We start from the raw sequence: 19,356 nt of genomic DNA on the forward strand, positions 1-19,356 counted from the left end.
CATGCGCCGGGATCGGGGCCGCCCTATTCGGAACCGCGCTGGGAGGTCTTTTCGAGTTCGGCAACCTCGGCCAGCAATCGCTCGCGCGGCTGGCCGTCCGGTTGTGCGGGAGCCGATGCCTCGGCCAGCGCCTGGGCCAGCACTTCCTTGAGCCGATCGGGCCCCGCGGCATAATGCTGGTCCACCAAAACCTTGGCCAGCAGCGTGAAGTCGGTGGTCATGGTTTCACCTCTTCGTCTTGCCTGAGCTAAACGCGCCTTGATGGCAGCGGTTTCCTAAGCGGGCCAATTCCGCTTGGCGCCTTGCAGCCAGCGATACCCATAGGGCGGCAGGGACAATGCCAATGTGTCGTTGACATCGAACGTGTCCCGGCCAAGCAGATCGGATAGCTGGGCCGAGAAATGCTCGCCGAAGCCAAGCGCAATATCCTGCTTCTGGCCGGACAGGTTATGGGCGAGCAGCACCAGATTGGCGCCATCGCCAACGGCCCTGACATGCACTGCCGGATTGTCGTTCGATACCGGCAAGGCGCGGCCGCGCAGCAGTTTGCTCACGCCGCGCTTGGCGCGGATCAGCGCCTTGACCTGGCCGAGCAGGGAGGCCGGATCGTCCGCCTGCTGCGCGACATTGACGTGGGGATAAGCAAAGCGCCCCTCGTCGATCGCCGGCTGGATGAGCTTTGATGGTGCGGCTTTGGAAAAGCCGCCATTTTTGCCAGCGGTCCATTGCATGGGTGAGCGGACCGACACGCGGTCGGGTTGGGAGAGATCGTCGCCCATGCCGATTTCATCGCCATAGACCAGCACGGAGGCGCCAGGCAGCGACATGGTCAGGCTCAGCGCCATGGCGATGCGCTGGCGATTGCCATCCAGCATCGGGGCGATGCGCCGCCTGATGCCCCGGTCATGCACTACCGCCTTGGGGTCCTTGGCAAAGGCGGCAAAGGCCTCCGCCCTGACATCGGACGGCACCTGCGAGAAATCCAGCTCGTCCAGGTTGCGCAGGAAATTGGCCCAGCCACAATCGGGCGGCGGCTCGGGCAACAGGTCCAGTGCCTCGGAAATGCGCCCGGCCTGTTCAGTGGCGAGCCCGGCAAAGACGTAGCAGGGAAGCAGGAAATTAAAGAGCAGGCCGAGCTGGTCGCCCTGGCCGAAATAGCGCCCGGTTTCGGCGGGTGGCAAATTGACCTCGCCCACCAGCAGGCCGCCTGGACGGCGGTCCTGAATATAGGTGTTGAACCGTTGCAGCACGCCATCGGGATTGTCCGGATCGGCCGAGGATAACCCGTTCTGGCCGATGACGAAGGGAATGGCGTCCAGCCGGAACCCGGCGACCCCCAGCGACAGCCAATAATCCATGACATGCTCGATGGCATCGAGCACGGCCGGATTGCCGGTATTGAGATCGGGCTGGAAGCGATAGAACTTGTGATAATAAAAGGCATGCGCGACCTGGTCATAGGTCCAGATCGTGGGCTCGTCGTCGGGAAAGACCGACTGATCGTCGGGTTTAACGGGTGGGGCCTCCCCGCTCCAGACGTAATAATCCCGAAACCGGGAGCGCTCGTCGCGCCGTGCCGCCTCAAACCAGGGGTGCTCGTCGGAGGTGTGATTGACCACGAGGTCAATGATCACCCGGATACCCCGCTCGCCCGCTGCATGCAGGAAATCGAGAAAATCCTGGGTCGTGCCGAGCCGGGGGTCGATCCGGTAATAATCGCTGACGTCATAGCCATTGTCCCGGCCGGGCGAGGCAAAGAACGGCAGTAGCCAGATGCAGGTCACGCCCAGATCGGACAGATAGGGGATTTTGCTGGTCAGGCCGGGAAAATCACCAATGCCGTCGCCATCGGCGTCAGCAAACCGCTTGACGTCGATGGCATAGAACACCGCATCGAGATACCAGGGTTCCTCATGCGCCATGCTAGGCGATGCCCTTGCCGCCGGTGACGCCGAACACCTCGCCGGTTATGAAGCTGGCTTCCTGGGAGGCGAGCAGGACATAGATCGGCGCCAGTTCGACCGGCTGCCCCGGCCGGCCAAAGGCGCTGTCCTGCCCAAAGGTTTTGACCTTTTCGGGGAATTGGCCGCCGCTGGGCTGCAGCACCGTCCAAAACGGGCCCGGCGCCACTGCGTTGACGCGAATGCCTTTCTCGATCAACTGTTCGGCCAGCGCCTTGGTATAGGCCGCAATGCCGGCCTTGGTGGTGGCATAGTCGAGCAGGTGAGCCGATGGTTCATAAGCCTGGATCGAGGTGGTGGTGATCACCGCTGCGCCCGGCGGCAGATGCGGCGTCGCGGCTCGGGCCAGCCAGTGCAAAGCGTAAAGATTGGTCTTCAGCGTCTTGTCGAAATCGGCCGAGGTGACCTCCTCGACCGATTCGCGCGCTTGCTGCCGGGCGGCGTTGATGACCAGGATATCGAGCCCGCCCAATTGCTCCACCGCATCGGCGACGATGGATTGACAGGTTTGCTCATTGGAAATGTCGCCGGGCAGGGCCACGGCCTTGGTGCCGGCCTTTTCGATATAGCCGATCACTTCATTGGCGTCCTCGATCTCCTCGGGCAGAAAATTGATCGCCACATCGGCGCCCTCGCGGGCATAGGCGATGGCGGCCGCCCGGCCGATGCCCGAATCGCCGCCGGTGATCAGCGCCTTGCGACCCAATAGCCGTCCGAAGCCGGCATAGCTCTCCTCGCCATGATCCGGCGCCGGCTCCATTTTGCCCACAATGCCCGGCGGCGATTGCGGCTGGGCGGGAAAGGGCGGAGCAGGATATTGGTAGCGGGGATCCTGCATGGTGAAGCGGTCGGGCATGGTTGTCCTCCGTGAAAAACTCCAGGGACCAATGCCTCAACGGCGCAAGTGTTCCCCACTCTTTCCACGCGCTTTGCCCTGCGCGCCGCTTCTGCATTGACCATTTTGCACGCGCGTGCAAAGACGGCTTTGCATTGGAGTTGACTAAGATGAGCGTCGCGCTGGAGCAGACCATGGAAACCGCCGATCCGGCTTCGGCATGGATTTGGGAAGCCCGGCAGGGCCAGCCAGCGTGATGCGTTTTGCCGTTATTGCCGATCCGCATTTCCATGATGCCGAGTTCACCGGGGCCGGCGATCAGCTGTTCCTGCGCAGCTTGATCGACACGGCTGAATCCACCCGCGTGTTCAACGAAAGCGCGCCGGCCTTCCGCGCTGCACTCGACCAGATTGCCGCCGATGGCATCAAGACGGTCATTATCGTGGGCGATCTGACCGATGACGGGCAGGGCTATGCGGTGGATGGCGCCGTGGCTTTGCTCGAGAGCTACACGGCCAGGTTTGGCATGCGCTTCTTCATGACGGTGGGCAATCATGACCTGTTCGCCCGCGCCGGGCGACATCAATCCAAGCGCATCCTGCGTGCCGACGGGCGCTATGACCTGGTGACCAGCGATGTTGCGGCAAGCGATCCGCAGGCCGCGGGCCAGGTGGTGACCGACGCCATGTTTGCCGGCGGTTACGATCGCGTGCTGCCCGCCTTGGGCCAGATGGGCTTCATGCGCCACCCCGCGGATATCCACTGGGAAAGCCCCTTTGGCAGCGACGATGCGCTGGCCAGCCGGCTTTATACCGCAACCTCAGAAGACGGCAGCCAGAGCGTGGACATGGTCGACGCCTCCTATCTGGTGGAGCCGGCGCCGGGCCTGTGGCTGCTCTCACTCGACGCCAATATCTATCGCCCCGAAGGCGACGGCTTTGCCGATTGCTCGGAGGCGGGCTGGAACGCAGCGCTGGAGCTCAAGCCGCATCTATTGGCCTGGACCGCCGATGTCGCCGCTCGGGCGCAGCAATTGGGCAAGCAATTGATGGTGTTCTCGCACTATCCGGTGGTCGATCCGCTCAATGGCACGATTGACGAAGAACTGGCCCTGCTCGGCAAGACCACATTCGCGCGCCGCATGCCGGCGCCGGCCGTGTCGGAAGCGTTCCTCGAGGCGGGGGTGAAACTGCATTTCAGCGGCCATTGGCATATCAACGACACGGCGCGCTTCGCCGATGATGGTAGCTATCTGCTCAATTTGGCGGTGCCGGCGCCGGTGGCGTTTCCGCCGGCCTACAAGCTCTGCGAATTGTCGGCGGAAACGCTGCAGGTCGACACCGTGATGCTGCGCGATGTGGCCGGCTATGATGTGGGCTTTGCCCGCTATGCCGCCGAATGCGCGGTGACGGGCTATGACGATGAGGGGCTGCGCGCGGCAGGCGATCATTTCGGCTTCATCAGCCGGCATCTCGATCTCCTGGTGCGCGATCGCTACCTGCCGCGCGAATGGCCCGAGGACCTGCGCCGCATGGTCGAAAGCGTCAATCTTGGCGCTTTGGCCCGACTGGCCGGGGGCGCGCTGGCGCCCGACATGGCGGCATTGCCGTTCATGGCGGCGGTAGTGGATTGGTACAAGCTGCGCAAGGCCAGCGATCTGACGCTGGCCGATATCGGGGCCACCCGGCTGGCCGCCTATGCCGATCTCGCCGCGCTGTTTGCCACGCGCGATTGGCCGGAGGGATCGGTCGAGCGGCAGCTGGGCCGGTTTTTCGGCATGATGGTGCGCTATGGGACCCGGCTGCCCGCCACGCGCTTCAAGGTGGATCTCGCCAGCGGGGCGGTGACCGCCGACTAAAGCCGCTTGCCGGTGGCGCTGTCAAAATAGGACGCCGTGGCGAGGTCGAGGCCCAACGTCACGCTGTCGCCAACCGCCCCGGCAAAATCGCCCGGCATGCGCACACTGAAGACGCCGCTTTCGGCCTCACACCACAGGATCGTGTCGGGGCCCATGGCCTCGATCACGCTGACCTTGGCGGCAAAGCCCGGCAGACCCGAAGCCGTGTCGAGCACGATCTGTTCGGGCCGCAAGCCGGCAATGACGGCGTGTTCTTCAGCGGCCTGCGCCGCTGCTTGGGGCAGCTCGACCGTGCCCAGTTCCGAACGAAAGAACGTCTTGCCCGCCTTGGGCACCAGCGCGCCCGAGATCAGGTTCATGGCTGGCGAACCGATAAAGCCGGCGACGAACAGATTGGCCGGGCGGTGGTAGATTTCGCGCGGGCTGGCCAATTGCTGGATCATGCCATCGCGCATGATGGCAATGCGGTCGGCCAGCGTCATGGCCTCCACCTGGTCATGGGTCACGTAGATCATCGTGCTCCCCAGTTCCTGGTGCAGCTTCTTGATTTCGACACGCAATTCGGTGCGCAATTTGGCGTCGAGATTGGAGAGCGGTTCGTCAAAGAGGAAGATATCGACGTCCCGCACCAAAGCCCGCCCGATCGCCACGCGCTGGCGCTGGCCGCCGGACAGCGCGGCCGGACGGCGCTGCAGATAGGGCTCGAGCTGCAGGATTGCCGCCGTGCGCTTGACCCGGCGGGCGATCTGGTCCTTGGCCATGCCGGCCACCTGCAGCCCGAAGCTGAGGTTCTTTTCGACATTCATATTGGGGTAGAGCGCATAGGACTGGAACACCATGCCGATGCCGCGGTCCTTGGGATCGGCCCAGGTGACGTTGCGCTCCCCAATCCAGATTTCGCCATCCGAAAGATCGGACAGACCGGCAATGGCATTGAGCAGGGTGGATTTGCCGCAGCCTGATGGCCCCAGCAGGACGAGGAATTCGCCGGCGGCGATTTCGAGATCGAAATCCTTGACCACGGCGGTGCTGCCATAGCCGATAGCGACGGAACGCAGGGAAACGGGAACGGGCATGGCAGCTAACCTTTTACGGAACCGGCAGTGATGCCGCGGACGAACCAGCGGCCGGAGACGAAGTAGGCGACAAGCGGAACGAGCGCGGTCAGCACGGTCGCGGCCATATGGACATTGTATTCCCGCTGGCCGGTCGTGGTGGTGACGATATTGTTGAGTTGCACCGTCATGGGGAGATTGTCGCGGCCGGCAAAGACCAGGCCGAGCAGGAAATCGTTCCAGATGCCGGTCATCTGCATCAGCCCGGCCACCACCAGCATGGGCAGCGACAGCGGCAGCATCAGCGCGAAGAAGATGCGCCAGAAGCCGGCCCCATCGACGCGCGCCGCCTTGAACAGTTCCACGGGAATGGCGGCGTAGTAATTGCGGAACAGCAGCGTGGTCAGCGGCAGGCCGAACACCACATGCACCAGCACGATGCCGCCCAGCGAATTGTAGAGCCCGAGAGCTGCGGTGGCGCGCACCATGGGAAAGAGGAAGATCTGCAGCGGAATAAAGCCGCCAATAGTGATGGCGGCAAACAGCAGCTTGGAGCCCGGCGGCTTCCAGAATGAGAGGGCGTAGCCGGTGACGGCGCCGAGCAGCACCGACAGGATGGTGGCGGGCACGGTGATCTTGACCGAATTCCAGAAGCCGACGCTGACGCCGTTGCAGTTCACCCCAGCACAGGCGCTCGACCAGGCTTTGAGCCAGAAAGACCAGTCCAGCATATGCGGCAGGGCGAAGATTTGCGCCGAGCGGATTTCGCCCATGCTCTTGAACGAGGTGACGATCATCACATAGGCCGGCAGCAGGAAGAATAGCGCGGCGATGAGCAGAAAAGCATAAAGGCCGATGCGCGCAGTGGTCAGGCGTTGCGGGCGCTGGCCACGGGCCGTGGCGGGAAAGGGATCGCGCATCAGAGCCTTCCGTTCTGGCGACGCGCCCAGATATCGCGCGCGTAAAGAATGGGAATGGTGACGGCCATCACGGTGAACAGCATCACAGTGGCGCCGGCCGTGGCGAGGCCCAGATCCTGGCGGGCGAACAGGCTGTCCATGATGAACTTGGCCGGCACTTCGGTGGATTGGCCGGGGCCGCCATTGGTCAGCGCCACCACCAGATCAAAGGTGCGCACCGCGCCCATGGTCAGCAGCATGAAGGCGGTCGCCACCGAGGGACCGAGCTGGGGCAGCACGATGGTGAGATAGGTGCGCCACATCGGGATGCCCTCGATGCGGGTGGCGCGCCACAGATCCGCGTCGATACCGCGCAATCCGGCCAGCATGAGCACCATGACGAGCCCGGCGCTCTGCCAGATGCCGGCCAATGCCACTGCATAAATCGCCATGTCCGAACGCGTGGTCCAATCGAAGGTGAACCAGCCCAGTCCGGCGGCGCGTGCGGTGGCCTGGATGCCGATTTCGGGGTTCATCAGCCATTGCCACATCAGGCCGGTGACGATGAAGGACAGCGCATAGGGATAGAGAAACATGGTGCGCCAAGCGCTTTCAAAGCGCACGCGGCGATCGATGGCTATGGCGAGCAGCAGGCCGACCACCATGGCGCCCAGCACATAGACCACGCCGAAGGTCAGCACGTTCTCGATGGAATTGGACCAGCGCGCGGTGCCGAACAGGCGCTGATATTGCGATAGCCCGGCAAACTCGTTGGACGGCAGCATGCGCGACTTGGTCAGCGAGATCTGCACCGTCCACACGGTGGTGCCCAGATAGACCAGGAGGATAATGAGCCAGGCCGGCGTCAGCGCCGCCATGGCGGCCACCGGCAGGCGAAGCCTGCCGATAGCCTTGGGTCGGGCGGGGGGTGACGCAATGGAGCGCGCGCCCGATTGATCAACCATTGGCGAAAGCGGCCTTGTATTGCTCGATAAAGGCTTCGCTGGTCATGGAGGGATCGGCGAAGAAGGCGCCCACGGCATCCTTGAAGCCGCCATTGATGGCGGGCGAGAGCGTCATGGCGGCGTCGGGAACGATCTTGTCCTGCTTGACCAATTCGACGGCCTTCTGCGCACAGGCATCAAGGCCGGAGGTGTCCACATCGGTGCGGATCGGCAGCGAGCCCTTGAGCGCCGAGAAATCGGCCTGCACCTTGGGGTCAAGTACGGTTTCGGCCAGCAGCGCCTGCGCCTTGTCCTCGTCGGCATTGCCGGTCTTGGGGAAGGTAAAGGCATCGGCGAGGAAGATCAGCGAATCCGTGCCCGGGGTGAGGGCGCAGCCATAATCGACGCCGGGCTTCTCGCCGGCCGTGGTGAATTCGCCCTTGATGAAGTCGGACAGCAATTGCACGCCGGCTTCGTCACGGATCACCATGGCGGTAGCATCGTTCCAGTTGCGGCCGGCGGCGCCCGCATCGACATAGTCGCGCATGCGGCCAAAGACATTGACCGCCTCGGCAAATTCGGGCGTGTCGATGACCGACAGGTCGCTGTCCTTATAGAGCCGGGTAAAGGCCTCGGCGCCAATGGTGGAGAGCACCACGGCATGGAAGACGATGCCTTCCTGCCAGGATTGGCCGCCCCAGGCGATCGGCACCAGGCCCGCCGCCTTGATCTTGTCCATAGCGGCGAAAAATTCGTCCCAGCTGGTCGGGGCTTCGGTAATGCCGGCCTTTTCGAACACCGGCATGGAATAGAACATCCAGCTGCCCGCATGCATGCCGGTGGGCGCCATATAGACCTTGCCGTCCACGGTGATGGCGTCGAGCACCACCTGGGGCACCACGCCATCAGGCACGGCGGTGTGGAAGGCGGTGTCGATGTCGTTCATCAACCCTTGGGCGATCAGTTCGGTAACTTCGGGCCCGGCAACGGCAGTCTTGGCGGTGGGCGGATCGCCGGCAAGCAAGCGGCTGATATAGGCCGCATTGGCGCTTTCAAAACCAGCCACGGACCAGTCGACCCATTTGCCGCCACGCGCGGTAAAGGCATCGGAGATGACCTTGACCGCGGCGGCTTCACCACCCGACGTCCAGGAATGGGCGACTTCGGCGGTGAGGTCCTGGGCCTGGGCGGCCGAAACCAGCAGCAGGGCAGTGAGACTAGGCAGGAGTAGACGCATTGGGGGTAGTCCTTCCTTGCACAGAGCGAGCGGGCGGGCCGTCGCGCTTTAGCCGATAATGGGGAGCAGAGTGGTCTCGACGAATTGCCGTGAGGCGATCATTTCGGACAGGGGGTCGGCGGCGGCATCCAGTTCAAGGACGGCCCAGCCGGAAATATTGTGGTCGCGATACATGCGCGCCCAGGCCGGCCAATCCACACGCCCCGCGCCCAGGCGGCAGAAATAGGCCTGGTGGCTATCGTGGATGCTGGCATCGATGGGAATGTCGAAGGGCATGACGCCGGTGGCGTCTTTCCAATGCGCCACGACCAGCCGGTCGATATGGCGGGTGGTAACCACGACCGGATCGGCACCCGAACCCAGCAGGTGGGCGGCATCAGGGCAGAAGCCGACATAGAGCGGGTCGGTCAACAGCATGAAGAGATCGACATCGCGCGAGGTGCAAAATACCGAATGGGCCTCGGTGTGGAGGGCGAGTTTGACCCCCTGGCGCAGCGTCAGCGCGCCCAGTTCGTTGATCACCTCGGCGATGCGCTGGGCATAGGGCAGGTCGACGAATAGCGGCGGCTCGGCATCGCGGGTGCGGCGCATGGGCAGACCCACCACCATGGCATCGCCACCACAGGCCGCAATCACTTCGGCATAGGCTTTGACGAGGTCGAACAGCTTGGAGCGGACCGCCGGATCGGCGATGTCGCTGCCATGTTCGAGATCGGCAAAGAAGCCGCTGGCCAGCGTCAGCCCCCGCTGTTCCATGGCCCGGGAAAACCCGGCAACGGAGCCGAAAGTCTTGATCGCATGCTGCCAGTTGAACGGGGAAAAAGTGGGCTCGATACCGCGCAGCCCGGCTGCAGCGACAGTGTCGAGAATTTTGTTCCAGAACAATTCAGGTTTTGATTCGGCAAAAGCAAGAATGTCGCCGTGATTTCCAACACCCCAGAATTCAGGGTGGAAGAAAGTTACAAGATCAACTGCCATGTCTATTTTGGCGTTCAGCGTCACGGCGCGCTCCTACTCGACGCCAGCAAATTTATTGCGGCGTTTTGTTTCATTGATCTGAATGTTTTTGGATTGGCAATCGATTGCCAACGCGATATTGATTGCACATGGCGTTTTGGTGCGCAAGCGGAAAAACTGCACCAAAATTAGGCTTAGCTACGTGTTTGACGGCACACGATTTTTACCGGCAAGAAGGGCGGAGGAGGGACAGCGATGAGCAAAAAACCAACGCCTGACCGGATATCTGCACCATCCGTTGCCGATGTGGCGCGCGAGGCCGGGGTGGCACCATCCACGGTCAGCCGCGCATTGACCATGCCGGGGCGCATCGCCGAGCCGACCCGCCTCAAGGTCGAGGCGGCCGCCCGCAAGCTGGGCTATATCGTCAACCAGACCGCGCGCAATCTGCGCATCGGGCAGACCCGCACCATCATGATCGTGCTGCCCGACGAGCTCTATATCGGCGCCTCCCAGACCGTGCTCGAAGTGCTGCGCTCGGCGGCTGCAGCCTTGACGGCGCGCGGCTATTCCTTGGTCATCGCCAATGTTTCCCGCGAAGCCCAGACCGACGAGCATATTCTGGCGCTGGCCTTTGGCGGCACGATCTCGGGTGTGCTGCTGATGGCCAGCCCGGTCCCCAGCATCGGGGATCGCAACCTGTTGCAGGCCTGCCTGCCGCTGGTCTCGCTGCATTTCGACATGAGCGCGCAGAACGTGCCCAGCGTGATCAGCAATGACAGCGCGGCGATCGGGGAGGCCGTGGAGGCCCTGGCCGGCCTGGGCCACAGCCGGTTTGTCTACATCCGCGGCCGGCCGGACAATTACCACGACGTCGAACGCCTCAAGGGCGTGCGCCTCGCCCTGCAGCGTAGCGGCCTCGCGCCGGATGACCTCAGCACCATGCAGGGGGATTTCAGCTTCAGCGGCGGCATCAACGCCGGGCAGCTTTATCTGTCCCTGCCGCCGCAGGAGCGCCCAACCGCCGTGGTTTGCGCCAATGACGACACCGCCATCGGCTTTATCAAAACCGTCGTCGATGGCGGGCTGAGCGTGCCGGGCGATGTCTCGGTGGTCGGCTTCGACGGCGCGGCCGTGGGTGCCTTCATGACGCCCAGCCTCTCCACGGTGCAGCAATCAACCGCCGAAATGGGCCGGCGCGCTGTCGATCTGGTGATCGACATGGCCCAGGGGGAAGTCACCAGCCCACCCCTGCGGACCGAAGTGCGCTGCCAATTGGTGCTGCGCCAGAGCGTGCGCGCGCTGCTGCCCGATCCATCCTAGTTCCACCGCGCCCAAGCCGGGCCTGCATCACAGAAAGCCGATAGATGTCTAAAGCCCAGTTCGACGCGATGGTTATCGGCTCAGGTGCGTCGGGCTCGTTTGCCGTCCGCGAATTGACCGCGCAGGGCCTCAAGGTCGTGTTGCTGGAAGCGGGGCCGGAAATCGGCCCCAGGGATTTCGAGGTCAAGAGCAAGATCCGGCAATCGGATATCAATCTGTGGCAACGGGCCAAGGCGACACTGAGCGGGCAGGGGGTTCAGGCCCGCGCCGCCTATTTCGACATGCGCATGCGCAATCTCTTCGTCAACGACCGCCAGCATCCCTATACGACCCCGCCCGATGCCCCTTTCGTGTGGATCCGCGGCCGCCAGGCCGGCGGGCGCACCCATACATTCGGGCGAGCGCTGCTGCGCTGGACGGACGATGATTTCAAGACGCGCAGCCGCACCGGGCGCGGCGAGGACTGGCCGGTTTCCTACAACGAGCTGGTGCCCTATTACGAAGAGGTGGAGCGCTGCCTCGAGATCTACGGCCGCGACGACAATGTCCCGACCCAGCCCGACAGCGTCTATACCCATGAGGCGCGGCTGACCGAGGCCGAGCAGCTGTTCAAGGCCGATCTTGAAGGCAAATGGCCGGATCGCCGGGTGATCACCTGGCGCTATATCGGGCCGGAACCGACCCGCATATTGCGCCCGCTGCGTGACGCCATGGCCAGCGGCAATCTCGATATCCGCTACAATGCCATTGCCCACAAGGTGCTCACCGACGAGCAGACCGGCCGCGCCATCGGCGCCGAAATCATCGACCGGCTGACCGGGCAGCGCAGCACCATCACCGCCTCGGCGGTGGTGCTCTGCGCCTCTCCGGTCGAGAGCATCCGCCTTATGCTCAATTCGGCCTCGGCCCGCCATCCCAATGGGCTGGGCAATAGTTCGGGCACGCTGGGCCGCTATTTCATGGATCAATTGCCCTGCATCGCCACCGGCTCCTATCCCAGGGTCAAGGGTGCCGCGAGCGCCGATACGGCGCCGCCAGATCCGTTCTACGGCCCGTCCGGAGGCATTTTCGTGCCCCGCTTTGTCGGCAAGGACGGCACAGCGGCGAGCGACTTCAACTTCCAGGGCTCGATCGGGCGCTATCCAACCGGCTCCTCGGGCAATGCGCGGCTGTCGTTTTTCGGCTTTGGTGTCATGCAGCCCACGGCCGAAAACCGCGTCACCATCGATCCCAGGCGCAAGGACGCCTGGGGCATTGCCGTGCCGCATATCCGCTGCAAGATGGGTGCCGCCGACGAGGCGACGCTGACCAGGCAATTGGCTACCTTGACCGAAATCGTCGAGGAAACCGGCGGGGAGCTCGAATTCATCGGTTCTCCCCTGGGCCTGGTCGAAAAGGGTCGTGGCGCCTATCCCGATGCCGATCCGCTGAGCCGGTTCCTGTTCCGCCGCATGTTCACCAAGACCATGGTCATGGGCGCGGCGATCCACGAGGCCGGCGGCGCGCGGATGGGCCGCGCGCCCGACCAATCGGTGCTCAATGGTTCCAACCAGAGCTGGGACGTGCCCAATCTCTTCGTCACCGACGCCAGCGCCTTTGCCAGCAGCGGCGTGGCCGGCACCACGCTCACCATCATGGCCCTGACCGTACGCGCCTGCCGCCACCTGGCCCAGGAAATGAAAGCGGGCCGGCTTTAGGGGTAAGGCATACCTGGATGGTTGCTGACCCCTTGAACCCTCCTCGGCGCCTGCCATGATCGTTGATCATGGGCGAAGTTATTCACTTCTTCGCCGCCGGACTTTTTAACGCCAGGGGCGCTGTGGGTGTACTAGGCAGCAGCGATATCGAATGCGGCCTTGGCCGTGTCGTTCTGGGTTTGCAGCCATGAGACGAATTGGCCGGCGAGCAGGCTTTTGGGCGCATGGGCGAATGAATATGCTCCCACAATGGGCGCCACGTCGGCGCAGAGCGCGACGAGCTGTCCGCTCCGCAATTCCTTTTCGATGAAGGATGGGCTGGCCTGGCCCACGCCCAATCCGGACAGGCAGGCGTCGATGGACGCCTCATCGGTATCGAGCGTTATGCTGCCGCCGCGCGGATGAAAGCCGATACCGGCTGCAGCACACCATCGCCGCCAGGACCATGCGTCGCCGGTATCGAGCAGCAATGGCAGGCCAAGCAGCTCGGCGGGTGCAAGGCTGCGTCCTCGCAAAGCCAGCAGTTGCGGTGAACACACGGCCATGGTGCGGTCGAGCAGGAAGGCCTGCGAGAGCGCGGTGGCATCGGTGGCTCTCACATAGGTCATGGTGATGTCGGCGGCTGCAGCATCGCCAAGCGCCAGTGAGTGGATGGCAATGTCGACGCCGGGATTTTCCTGGCAAAAGGAACGGATGCGCGGGATCAGCCACCGCCTGGCCAAGGTGATTGGAGCGCGGATCGATAGCTGCGAGCGATCCGGCACGATGGTGCTGGCGCCGGTCTGCAGCATCGCCAGGGCGCCGTTGACATGGGCGAGAAACCGGTGCCCGGCCTCGGTCAGCACGATCGAATTATGCCCGCGCCGGAACAACTGGGACCCAAGGCTTTCCTCGAGCGATTTGATCTGCCGGCTGATGGCCCCCGGCGTCACGCATAGTTCCCTGGCCGCCAGCGAAATGCTGCACAGCCTGGCCGCCGCCGAGAAGGCCGGCAAGGCGTTGAGCGATGGCAGGCGTCGCGACACTGATTGAGCTTTTGTCATGCAGGCGTGACGAGCTTTCGATTGCGTGGCGCCATTTGGGTGGTGTTATTGCGCTAACTTGACTTTGATGATCACATTTATCGGAGCCTGCGGGCATATGCAATTCTCGATGTCTTCCTTCATCTCGCCGGTTCGCGCTGGTGTCGCTGTCCTCGGTCTGGCGCTATTGGCCAGCACGGCTGCCGGGGCTCAGGAAATGTCATTCGTGGACGATCGCGGAATTGCCGTGACGGTGCCTGCCGGCGCCAAGCGCGTGGCGTCGGTGTCGTATTTTGCCGCCGATGTTGCTCTTGCCCTGGGCATCAAGCCGGTGGCAACGACCTATATGGTGGAGGGCCGCAACCCGGACTTCCTGCTCGATTACCTCGACGACGTGCCCCAGATCGGCCAGCGCGCTACACCCAATCTGGAACTGCTGGCGCAAGCCAAGCCCGATGTCATCGTCGCTATGCGCCGCTATACAGAGGGCAATGCCGTTCAATACCAGAATATCGCGCCCTATCTGGCCTATAATCTGGAGCTCTTCTCCGACAGCGACCGCTCGATCACCCAATTGGCCACCATATTGGGCCAACCCGAGCGGGCTCAGCAGCTCAATGCCGACTTCAAGAAGCATATCGAGGAATTCGCGGCCCAGGCGCCCAAGGATGTGCATCCGCGCTTCCAGGTGATGTGGGGCGGCGATGCACCATGGACATTCTACACCGAGAACATAACGGCCGCGATCGTCACCGCGCTGGGCGGCGAGAACATTGCCGGCCACAATCCGACCCCGCATATCCCGGATAATTTCGGCCTTGAGATGAGCCTGGAAGCCATGCTGGCCGCTGATCCCGAAGTCATCTTCGTCTATGATTACGGCCCCGATCGGCCGCACGAGAACAACCCGATCTGGCAGATGCTGTCGGCGGTCAAGAATAACCGGGTCTTCTATGTCGGGGACGAATGGGTCGAGGCGCACGGTCCGATTGCCCGCGAAATGGTGCTGCGCGAAGCCGCGCATTATCTCTATCCCGATACGTTCCCCATGCCCGAGATCCGGGCTGAAGCGGCCAAGATTATCCCCGCAAACGTCGAATAGCTGACCATGGCGGACCTCCGGGTCCGCCATTGCATCTGCACAGGATTGCCGTTCTTGACCAATTCCCTGCCCAGCCTGCGCGAAGCCCGGCATATTGTTGGCCTGGCGCTGCCTCTGTCGCTGGTGCAGCTTGCCCAGGTGGCGATTTCCACGACGGATATCGTCATGCTGGGCTGGCTCGGTGGCGAGGCCCTGGCCGGCGGCGCGCTCGGTTTCTTCGCGTTCAACCTGCTCCGCACCATGGGATTCGGGCTGATCGTCGGAACCTCCAATCTGGTGGCGGCCGACCAGCGCGAGAGTGTTGCCTCGGCCCATCTGCTCGCCGCGCTGATCGTGGCGAGCGGCGCCGCCATGCTGGCCGCGGGCTGTTTTGTGCTGGGCGGCGGAATGCTGGGGCAACTGGGCCAGGACCCGGCCGTCGCGGCCATTGCCGCGCACTATCTCATTCTCGTTGCGCCGGGCATTTTCCCGCTCTTCTGGTTCTACGCCTATCGCGGGGTCGTGGTCGGCCGCAGGAAGACCAATTCGTTGTTGGTCATCACGCTGGCGACCATCGTGATCAACGCCGCGTTCGACTATGGCTTCATCTATGGCGCCTTCGGCCTGCCCAGACTGGGTGCGGCCGGTGTGGCAGCGAGCAGTTCCATCGCCTATCTGGCCCAGTTCGGGGCCATTGTGTGGGTCACGCATGCCTCGTTCCGCTTCGAGCGGTTGGTGGCGCGTGCCGATATCTGGAATTCGGTGCGTCGGTTGCTGGCCATCGGCATTCCCACGGCGGGCTCGTACGGCTCGGAAGCCGGGTTCACCGCCGTCATCACCCTGATGGTCGGCACATTCGGCGCTGCGGCATTGGCCGGCCATGCCGTGGTCAATCAAATCACCTATGTCGTCTTCATGCTGTCCATCGGATTGTCGCACGCGACCTCCATTGGGGTGAGCGAAGGTGTCGGACGCGGCAGCGCCGCTGCGGCGCTGCGCTCCGGCCGGACCGGCCTGGTTGTCGTTGCTGCGATCATGGCGGTGTTTGCGGCCCTCTACTTGCTCTTCCCCCACAATCTGCTGGCCGCTTTCGGCCTCGGCGCCGACACGGCAGCGGTCACGGCCGTAGCGCTGACCCTGTTGCCGCTCGCCGCTGCCATGCAGATATTCGATGGCTTGCAGAATGTGGCGATCGGCGCCTTGCGCGGCGTACAGCGGGCCGGCATCAGCTTTTGGGTGACCATGGTGGGCTATTGGGTCGTCGGTGTGCCCGTGGCATGGCTGCTTGGATTGCAGTTCCATCTTGGACCGGCCGGCATCTGGATCGGGCTGGCGCTGGGGCTCGTAGTCACGGCGCTGGGCATGGTCGTGACCTTTGAACGCAGCGCCATGGCACTTCCATCCGCGGCGGCTACGGCATGAAGCCCGAACTGCGCTCCGCATCATTGGCTGCCATAGCACTGGCCCTGGCGATATTTGTCGGCTTTGCCGGGCTGCTGACCGGCGCCAAGCCGATGACGCTGCCTGCCGCCTTGGCGGCGGTGTTGTCGCCCAATCACGGACTGGATGGCGTCATCGTCTGGACCTTGCGGTTGCCGCGCAGCATTGCCGCTTTTCTGACGGGCGCAGGGCTGGCGGTGTCGGGTGCACTGCTGCAGTCGATCACCCGCAATCCGCTTGCAGCGCCGGACCTGACCGGCGTCACGGCGGGCGCCGTCACCGTCATCGTATCGTGCTTTGTTTTCCTGCCCGCCATTTCATCGATCTACTACCCGCCGATCGGCTTTGCCGGGGGTCTGGCGGCGGCGGCCGCATGCTTGTGGGTAGCGCGGGGTGGCCAGGCTTCCCCGCTCCATCTGGCGCTGGGCGGCATCACCATCTCGCTCTTTCTGGGCGGCATCACCACCTATGTCCTGCTGCTGGGCGGGCCGCAATCGTCATCCGTGCTGTTCTGGCTTTCGGGCGGATTGCAGGGGCGCTCGTGGGGGCATGTCGCTTTCATGCTGCCCTGGGTGAGCATGGGCATTATTGGTGCGTTGTTGAGCCACCGGATCATCGCCCTGCTCAAGCTGGGCGATGGGGTGGCCGCCGGCATGGGCGTGCGGCTCGGGCAATGGAAACTGCTGCTCTTGTTGTTTGCAGTCGCCCCAATTGCCGGGATTACCCCGGTTGCCGGTCCCATCGCGTTTATCGGCTTGGCCGTGCCGCATCTGGTACGGCTGATGAAGCCGGCCGGGGAGGCCTGGAGCATCGCCCTCAACCTGGCCTTTGGCGGCCTGATACTGGTTCTCGCCGATGTGCTGGCACGCACCATCGCCGCGCCCCGCGAATTGCCGATCAGCATCCTGACCGCGCTGATCGGCGGGCCGTTCTTCATCTATCTGGTGCAGCGCCGCAGCTTCGTCACGGCCGGAGCAGGGCCATGAACCTCGCCAGCACCATCCAGATCCGCTTTCCCGATTGGCCGCTCTGGATATTGGCGCCGATAGCCTTGCTGGCCGGCACGGCAGCGGTGTTCATGGGCGTCGTCAATATGCCGCCGGGCGAGGTGCTCAATGTCCTATTGGGGCACGGTTCGGCCGATGCCCGGCTGATCATCGGCGATATCCGCCTGCCGCGGGTGATCACCGGCCTGTTGGCCGGCATCCATTTTTCGGTCGCGGGCCTGCTGCTGCAATCGATCACACGCAATCCGCTGGCAGATCCATCGATCATGGGCGTTTCGCAGGGCGCGACACTCGCCATCAGCATCTTCCTGTTTCTTGCCGTCTATGGCTTCAATTCAGATCCGAACTTGCTGTATTTGCTGCCGGTGCAGTGGCTGCCGCTGGTGGGCTGCCTTGGCGGGGGCCTGGCGGGTGTGGTGGTCTATTTCCTCGCCATGCGCCACGGTCTCAGCCCGCTTCGCGTCACGCTGTGCGGCATTGCCGTAGGTGCCGTGCTGCATGCCCTGGCCATGGGGATTATTTCGGGCTGGGGCACGGCGCGGCTCGAGATCGTCATGCAATGGCTGGCGGGAAGCCTTTATGCGCGGAGCTGGGATCATGTGGTGTTCCTGCTGCCGTTCACCCTAGTGGGGCTCCTCGCGCTGCCGCTATTGCAGCGGCCGATCGACATGCTGCGCTTCGACGCAGATGTGGCCCGCTCGTTCGGGCTGAGCTATCGGCGCCAGTTCAGCATCATCCTGCTGATTGCCTGCATGCTCGCGGCCAGCGCGGTCGGCGCGGTTGGGCCGCTGATCTTTGTGGGGCTGGTCGTGCCCCATCTGGCGCGCTTCATCGCCGGGCGGCGCTTCGCACTGGTGCTGCCATTGACGATTTTTCTGGGGGCAACGCTGGTCGTGGTCGGCGACCTGGTCGGCCGTCTCATCGGCGGCAGCCAGGAAATCCCCATCGGCGTCGTCACAGCCATTGGTGGCGCGCCAATCCTTTTGTTCCTGCTGCGCCGCACCCCGTGAGACCCGCCATGTCGCTCCAATGCACCGATATCAGTGTCAGCTATGGCCGCCGGCAAGCGTTGCAGACCCTGACCCTATCGGTGCAAAAGGGCGAAGTGCTCGCCCTTATCGGACCCAATGGCTCGGGAAAAAGTACCGCATTGCATGCCTTGGCAGGACTGACCCGGCCCGACAGCGGCAGCGTGGCGCTTGATGGCCGCGCCCTTGCAAGCTGGCGCCGCCGCGACCTGGCCAAACGGCTCTCCTTCCTGCCGCAGGCGCCGATCGCGCCGGAGGAAATGTCGGTCGAGCAATTGGTTCGGCAGGGGCGCTTTGCCCATGTCGGCCTGTGGCGCGCCTATGGACCGCAGGACCAGGCCGCCATCGATTGGGCGCTGGACAGCACGGGCCTTGCCGATCTTGCCGGCCGGGGGCTGCGCGAACTTTCGGGCGGCGAACGCCAACGCGCCTGGATCGCCGCGGCGCTGGCGCAAGAGGCCGAAATCCTCATCCTGGATGAGCCGACCTCCTTCCTTGATATCGGTCATCAGGTCGAGGTACTCGAACTGGTCGGACGGCTGAGCCGCGATCGCGGGGTGACCGTCATTCTTGCCATCCACGACCTCAATCAGGCCATGATGGCTGCCGACCGGATCATATTGCTCGATCGTGGCAGATTATCCTTTGAAGGACCCGCGGGGCCCCTGGCGGCCAGCGGATTGGTCGAGAAGACCTTTAATGTCCAGGGCCGTTTTGTCGATCTCGGCAATGGAGCGGCGCCACATTTCGACGTCGACCTTCGCCGGGGCCGGTCCTGACCTTAGCCAGGTCTCCTCCAGTGCCCCGTCACGAGCAGGTGCCGTTGATGCATTCGCGCCCAGCTCACGCAAGAAGCTTTGCCCGGCTCCCACACAGCCCCGGCGCGTAGGGACATTCACCCGGGTCTGGGCCGGACATTCGTCGCCACTACGTGTTGTTGTTCATTTGAACATCTCCTTTGCCAAATGAAAATTGCGTTGCTACGACTAGACAACGCGAGGACGGAGATCCT

The 19,356-nt window shown here is 63.6% G+C and carries 18 protein-coding genes; 9 read left to right on the plus strand and 9 right to left on the minus strand.

The genetic code is table 11. From position 1 onward, the window contains the following. Nucleotides 1–23: 23 nt before the first annotated feature. The 3 genes from N8A98_RS12890 to N8A98_RS12900 are packed head-to-tail and all read right to left on the minus strand — an operon-like array spanning nucleotide 24 to nucleotide 2,817. Nucleotides 24–221, minus strand: a complete 198-nt coding sequence (locus N8A98_RS12890; RefSeq protein WP_113120105.1) for a hypothetical protein — start codon at nucleotides 219–221, stop codon at nucleotides 24–26. Nucleotides 222–275: 54 nt separating this feature from the next. Beyond that, the gene (locus tag N8A98_RS12895) at nucleotides 276–1,922 is read right to left on the minus strand and encodes an alpha-amylase family protein (protein WP_262171818.1); all 1,647 of its coding nucleotides are present in this window, start codon (nucleotides 1,920–1,922) and stop codon (nucleotides 276–278) included. A 1-nt stretch (nucleotide 1,923) separates the two neighbouring features. Further along, nucleotides 1,924–2,817, minus strand: a complete 894-nt coding sequence (locus N8A98_RS12900) for an SDR family oxidoreductase (protein ID WP_262171819.1) — start codon at nucleotides 2,815–2,817, stop codon at nucleotides 1,924–1,926. Between the two features lie 235 nt (nucleotides 2,818–3,052). On the opposite strand from N8A98_RS12900, the gene N8A98_RS12905 reads away from it, so the two are divergent. Further along, entirely contained in the window at nucleotides 3,053–4,654 is a 1,602-nt protein-coding gene (locus tag N8A98_RS12905) for a metallophosphoesterase family protein (protein WP_262171821.1), read from the plus strand. Here the strand turns inward: N8A98_RS12905 and N8A98_RS12910 are convergent. The 5 genes from N8A98_RS12910 to N8A98_RS12930 form a co-directional block, all read right to left on the minus strand. Beyond that, nucleotides 4,651–5,730 (minus strand): ABC transporter ATP-binding protein, encoded by a 1,080-nt coding sequence (locus N8A98_RS12910; protein ID WP_262171823.1) that lies wholly within the window; start codon nucleotides 5,728–5,730, stop codon nucleotides 4,651–4,653. The genes N8A98_RS12905 and N8A98_RS12910 overlap by 4 nt on opposite strands. 5 nt (nucleotides 5,731–5,735) lie before the next feature. Next, on the minus strand, nucleotides 5,736–6,629 hold the full coding sequence (locus N8A98_RS12915; RefSeq protein ID WP_113120110.1) for a carbohydrate ABC transporter permease: 894 nt from the start codon (nucleotides 6,627–6,629) through the stop codon (nucleotides 5,736–5,738). Further along, complete coding sequence (locus N8A98_RS12920; RefSeq protein WP_390888838.1) at nucleotides 6,629–7,486, minus strand: carbohydrate ABC transporter permease; 858 nt, start codon at nucleotides 7,484–7,486, stop codon at nucleotides 6,629–6,631. The genes N8A98_RS12915 and N8A98_RS12920 overlap by 1 nt, the downstream gene beginning before the upstream one ends. A gap of 79 nt (nucleotides 7,487–7,565) precedes the next feature. Next, nucleotides 7,566–8,789 carry an ABC transporter substrate-binding protein gene (locus N8A98_RS12925; RefSeq protein ID WP_262171826.1) on the minus strand — a complete coding sequence of 408 codons (1,224 nt, stop codon included), beginning with the start codon at nucleotides 8,787–8,789 and terminating at the stop codon, nucleotides 7,566–7,568. A gap of 48 nt (nucleotides 8,790–8,837) precedes the next feature. Then, entirely contained in the window at nucleotides 8,838–9,767 is a 930-nt protein-coding gene (locus tag N8A98_RS12930; RefSeq protein WP_262171970.1) for a sugar phosphate isomerase/epimerase family protein, read from the minus strand. Between N8A98_RS12930 and N8A98_RS12935 the strand changes: the two genes are divergently transcribed. The 3 genes from N8A98_RS12935 to N8A98_RS12945 all read left to right on the plus strand — a co-directional run bounded on the left by N8A98_RS12935 (nucleotide 9,711) and on the right by N8A98_RS12945 (nucleotide 12,766). Further along, the gene (locus tag N8A98_RS12935; protein ID WP_262172136.1) at nucleotides 9,711–9,938 is read left to right on the plus strand and encodes a hypothetical protein; all 228 of its coding nucleotides are present in this window, start codon (nucleotides 9,711–9,713) and stop codon (nucleotides 9,936–9,938) included. The two genes, N8A98_RS12930 and N8A98_RS12935, sit on opposite strands and share 57 nt — an antisense overlap. A gap of 63 nt (nucleotides 9,939–10,001) precedes the next feature. Next, the gene (locus tag N8A98_RS12940) at nucleotides 10,002–11,069 is read left to right on the plus strand and encodes a LacI family DNA-binding transcriptional regulator (protein ID WP_262171827.1); all 1,068 of its coding nucleotides are present in this window, start codon (nucleotides 10,002–10,004) and stop codon (nucleotides 11,067–11,069) included. Nucleotides 11,070–11,113: 44 nt separating this feature from the next. Further along, nucleotides 11,114–12,766, plus strand: coding sequence for a GMC oxidoreductase (locus N8A98_RS12945; protein ID WP_262171829.1), 1,653 nt, complete (start codon nucleotides 11,114–11,116; stop codon nucleotides 12,764–12,766). A gap of 131 nt (nucleotides 12,767–12,897) precedes the next feature. Here the strand turns inward: N8A98_RS12945 and N8A98_RS12950 are convergent, their stop codons facing one another. Beyond that, nucleotides 12,898–13,791, minus strand: a complete 894-nt coding sequence (locus N8A98_RS12950; protein WP_262171830.1) for a LysR substrate-binding domain-containing protein — start codon at nucleotides 13,789–13,791, stop codon at nucleotides 12,898–12,900. 127 nt (nucleotides 13,792–13,918) lie between these two features. Between N8A98_RS12950 and N8A98_RS12955 the strand changes: the two genes are divergently transcribed. The 5 genes from N8A98_RS12955 to N8A98_RS12975 are packed head-to-tail and all read left to right on the plus strand — an operon-like array spanning nucleotide 13,919 to nucleotide 19,123. Then, nucleotides 13,919–14,890 carry an ABC transporter substrate-binding protein gene (locus N8A98_RS12955; RefSeq protein WP_262171832.1) on the plus strand — a complete coding sequence of 324 codons (972 nt, stop codon included), beginning with the start codon at nucleotides 13,919–13,921 and terminating at the stop codon, nucleotides 14,888–14,890. Between the two features lie 54 nt (nucleotides 14,891–14,944). Further along, a complete protein-coding gene (locus tag N8A98_RS12960) occupies nucleotides 14,945–16,291 on the plus strand; it encodes an MATE family efflux transporter (RefSeq protein ID WP_262171833.1) in 1,347 nt (448 codons plus the stop codon). After that, entirely contained in the window at nucleotides 16,288–17,295 is a 1,008-nt protein-coding gene (locus N8A98_RS12965; RefSeq protein WP_262171835.1) for a FecCD family ABC transporter permease, read from the plus strand. The genes N8A98_RS12960 and N8A98_RS12965 overlap by 4 nt, the downstream gene beginning before the upstream one ends. Then, complete coding sequence (locus N8A98_RS12970) at nucleotides 17,292–18,326, plus strand: FecCD family ABC transporter permease (protein ID WP_262171836.1); 1,035 nt, start codon at nucleotides 17,292–17,294, stop codon at nucleotides 18,324–18,326. The genes N8A98_RS12965 and N8A98_RS12970 overlap by 4 nt, the downstream gene beginning before the upstream one ends. Before the next feature lie 8 nt (nucleotides 18,327–18,334). Beyond that, nucleotides 18,335–19,123: an ABC transporter ATP-binding protein gene (locus N8A98_RS12975; protein WP_262171838.1), complete on the plus strand. Its 789-nt coding sequence runs from the start codon at nucleotides 18,335–18,337 to the stop codon at nucleotides 19,121–19,123. Nucleotides 19,124–19,356 lie beyond the last annotated feature (233 nt).

It is taken from the genome of Devosia neptuniae (assembly GCF_025452235.1).
Classification (GTDB): domain Bacteria; phylum Pseudomonadota; class Alphaproteobacteria; order Rhizobiales; family Devosiaceae; genus Devosia.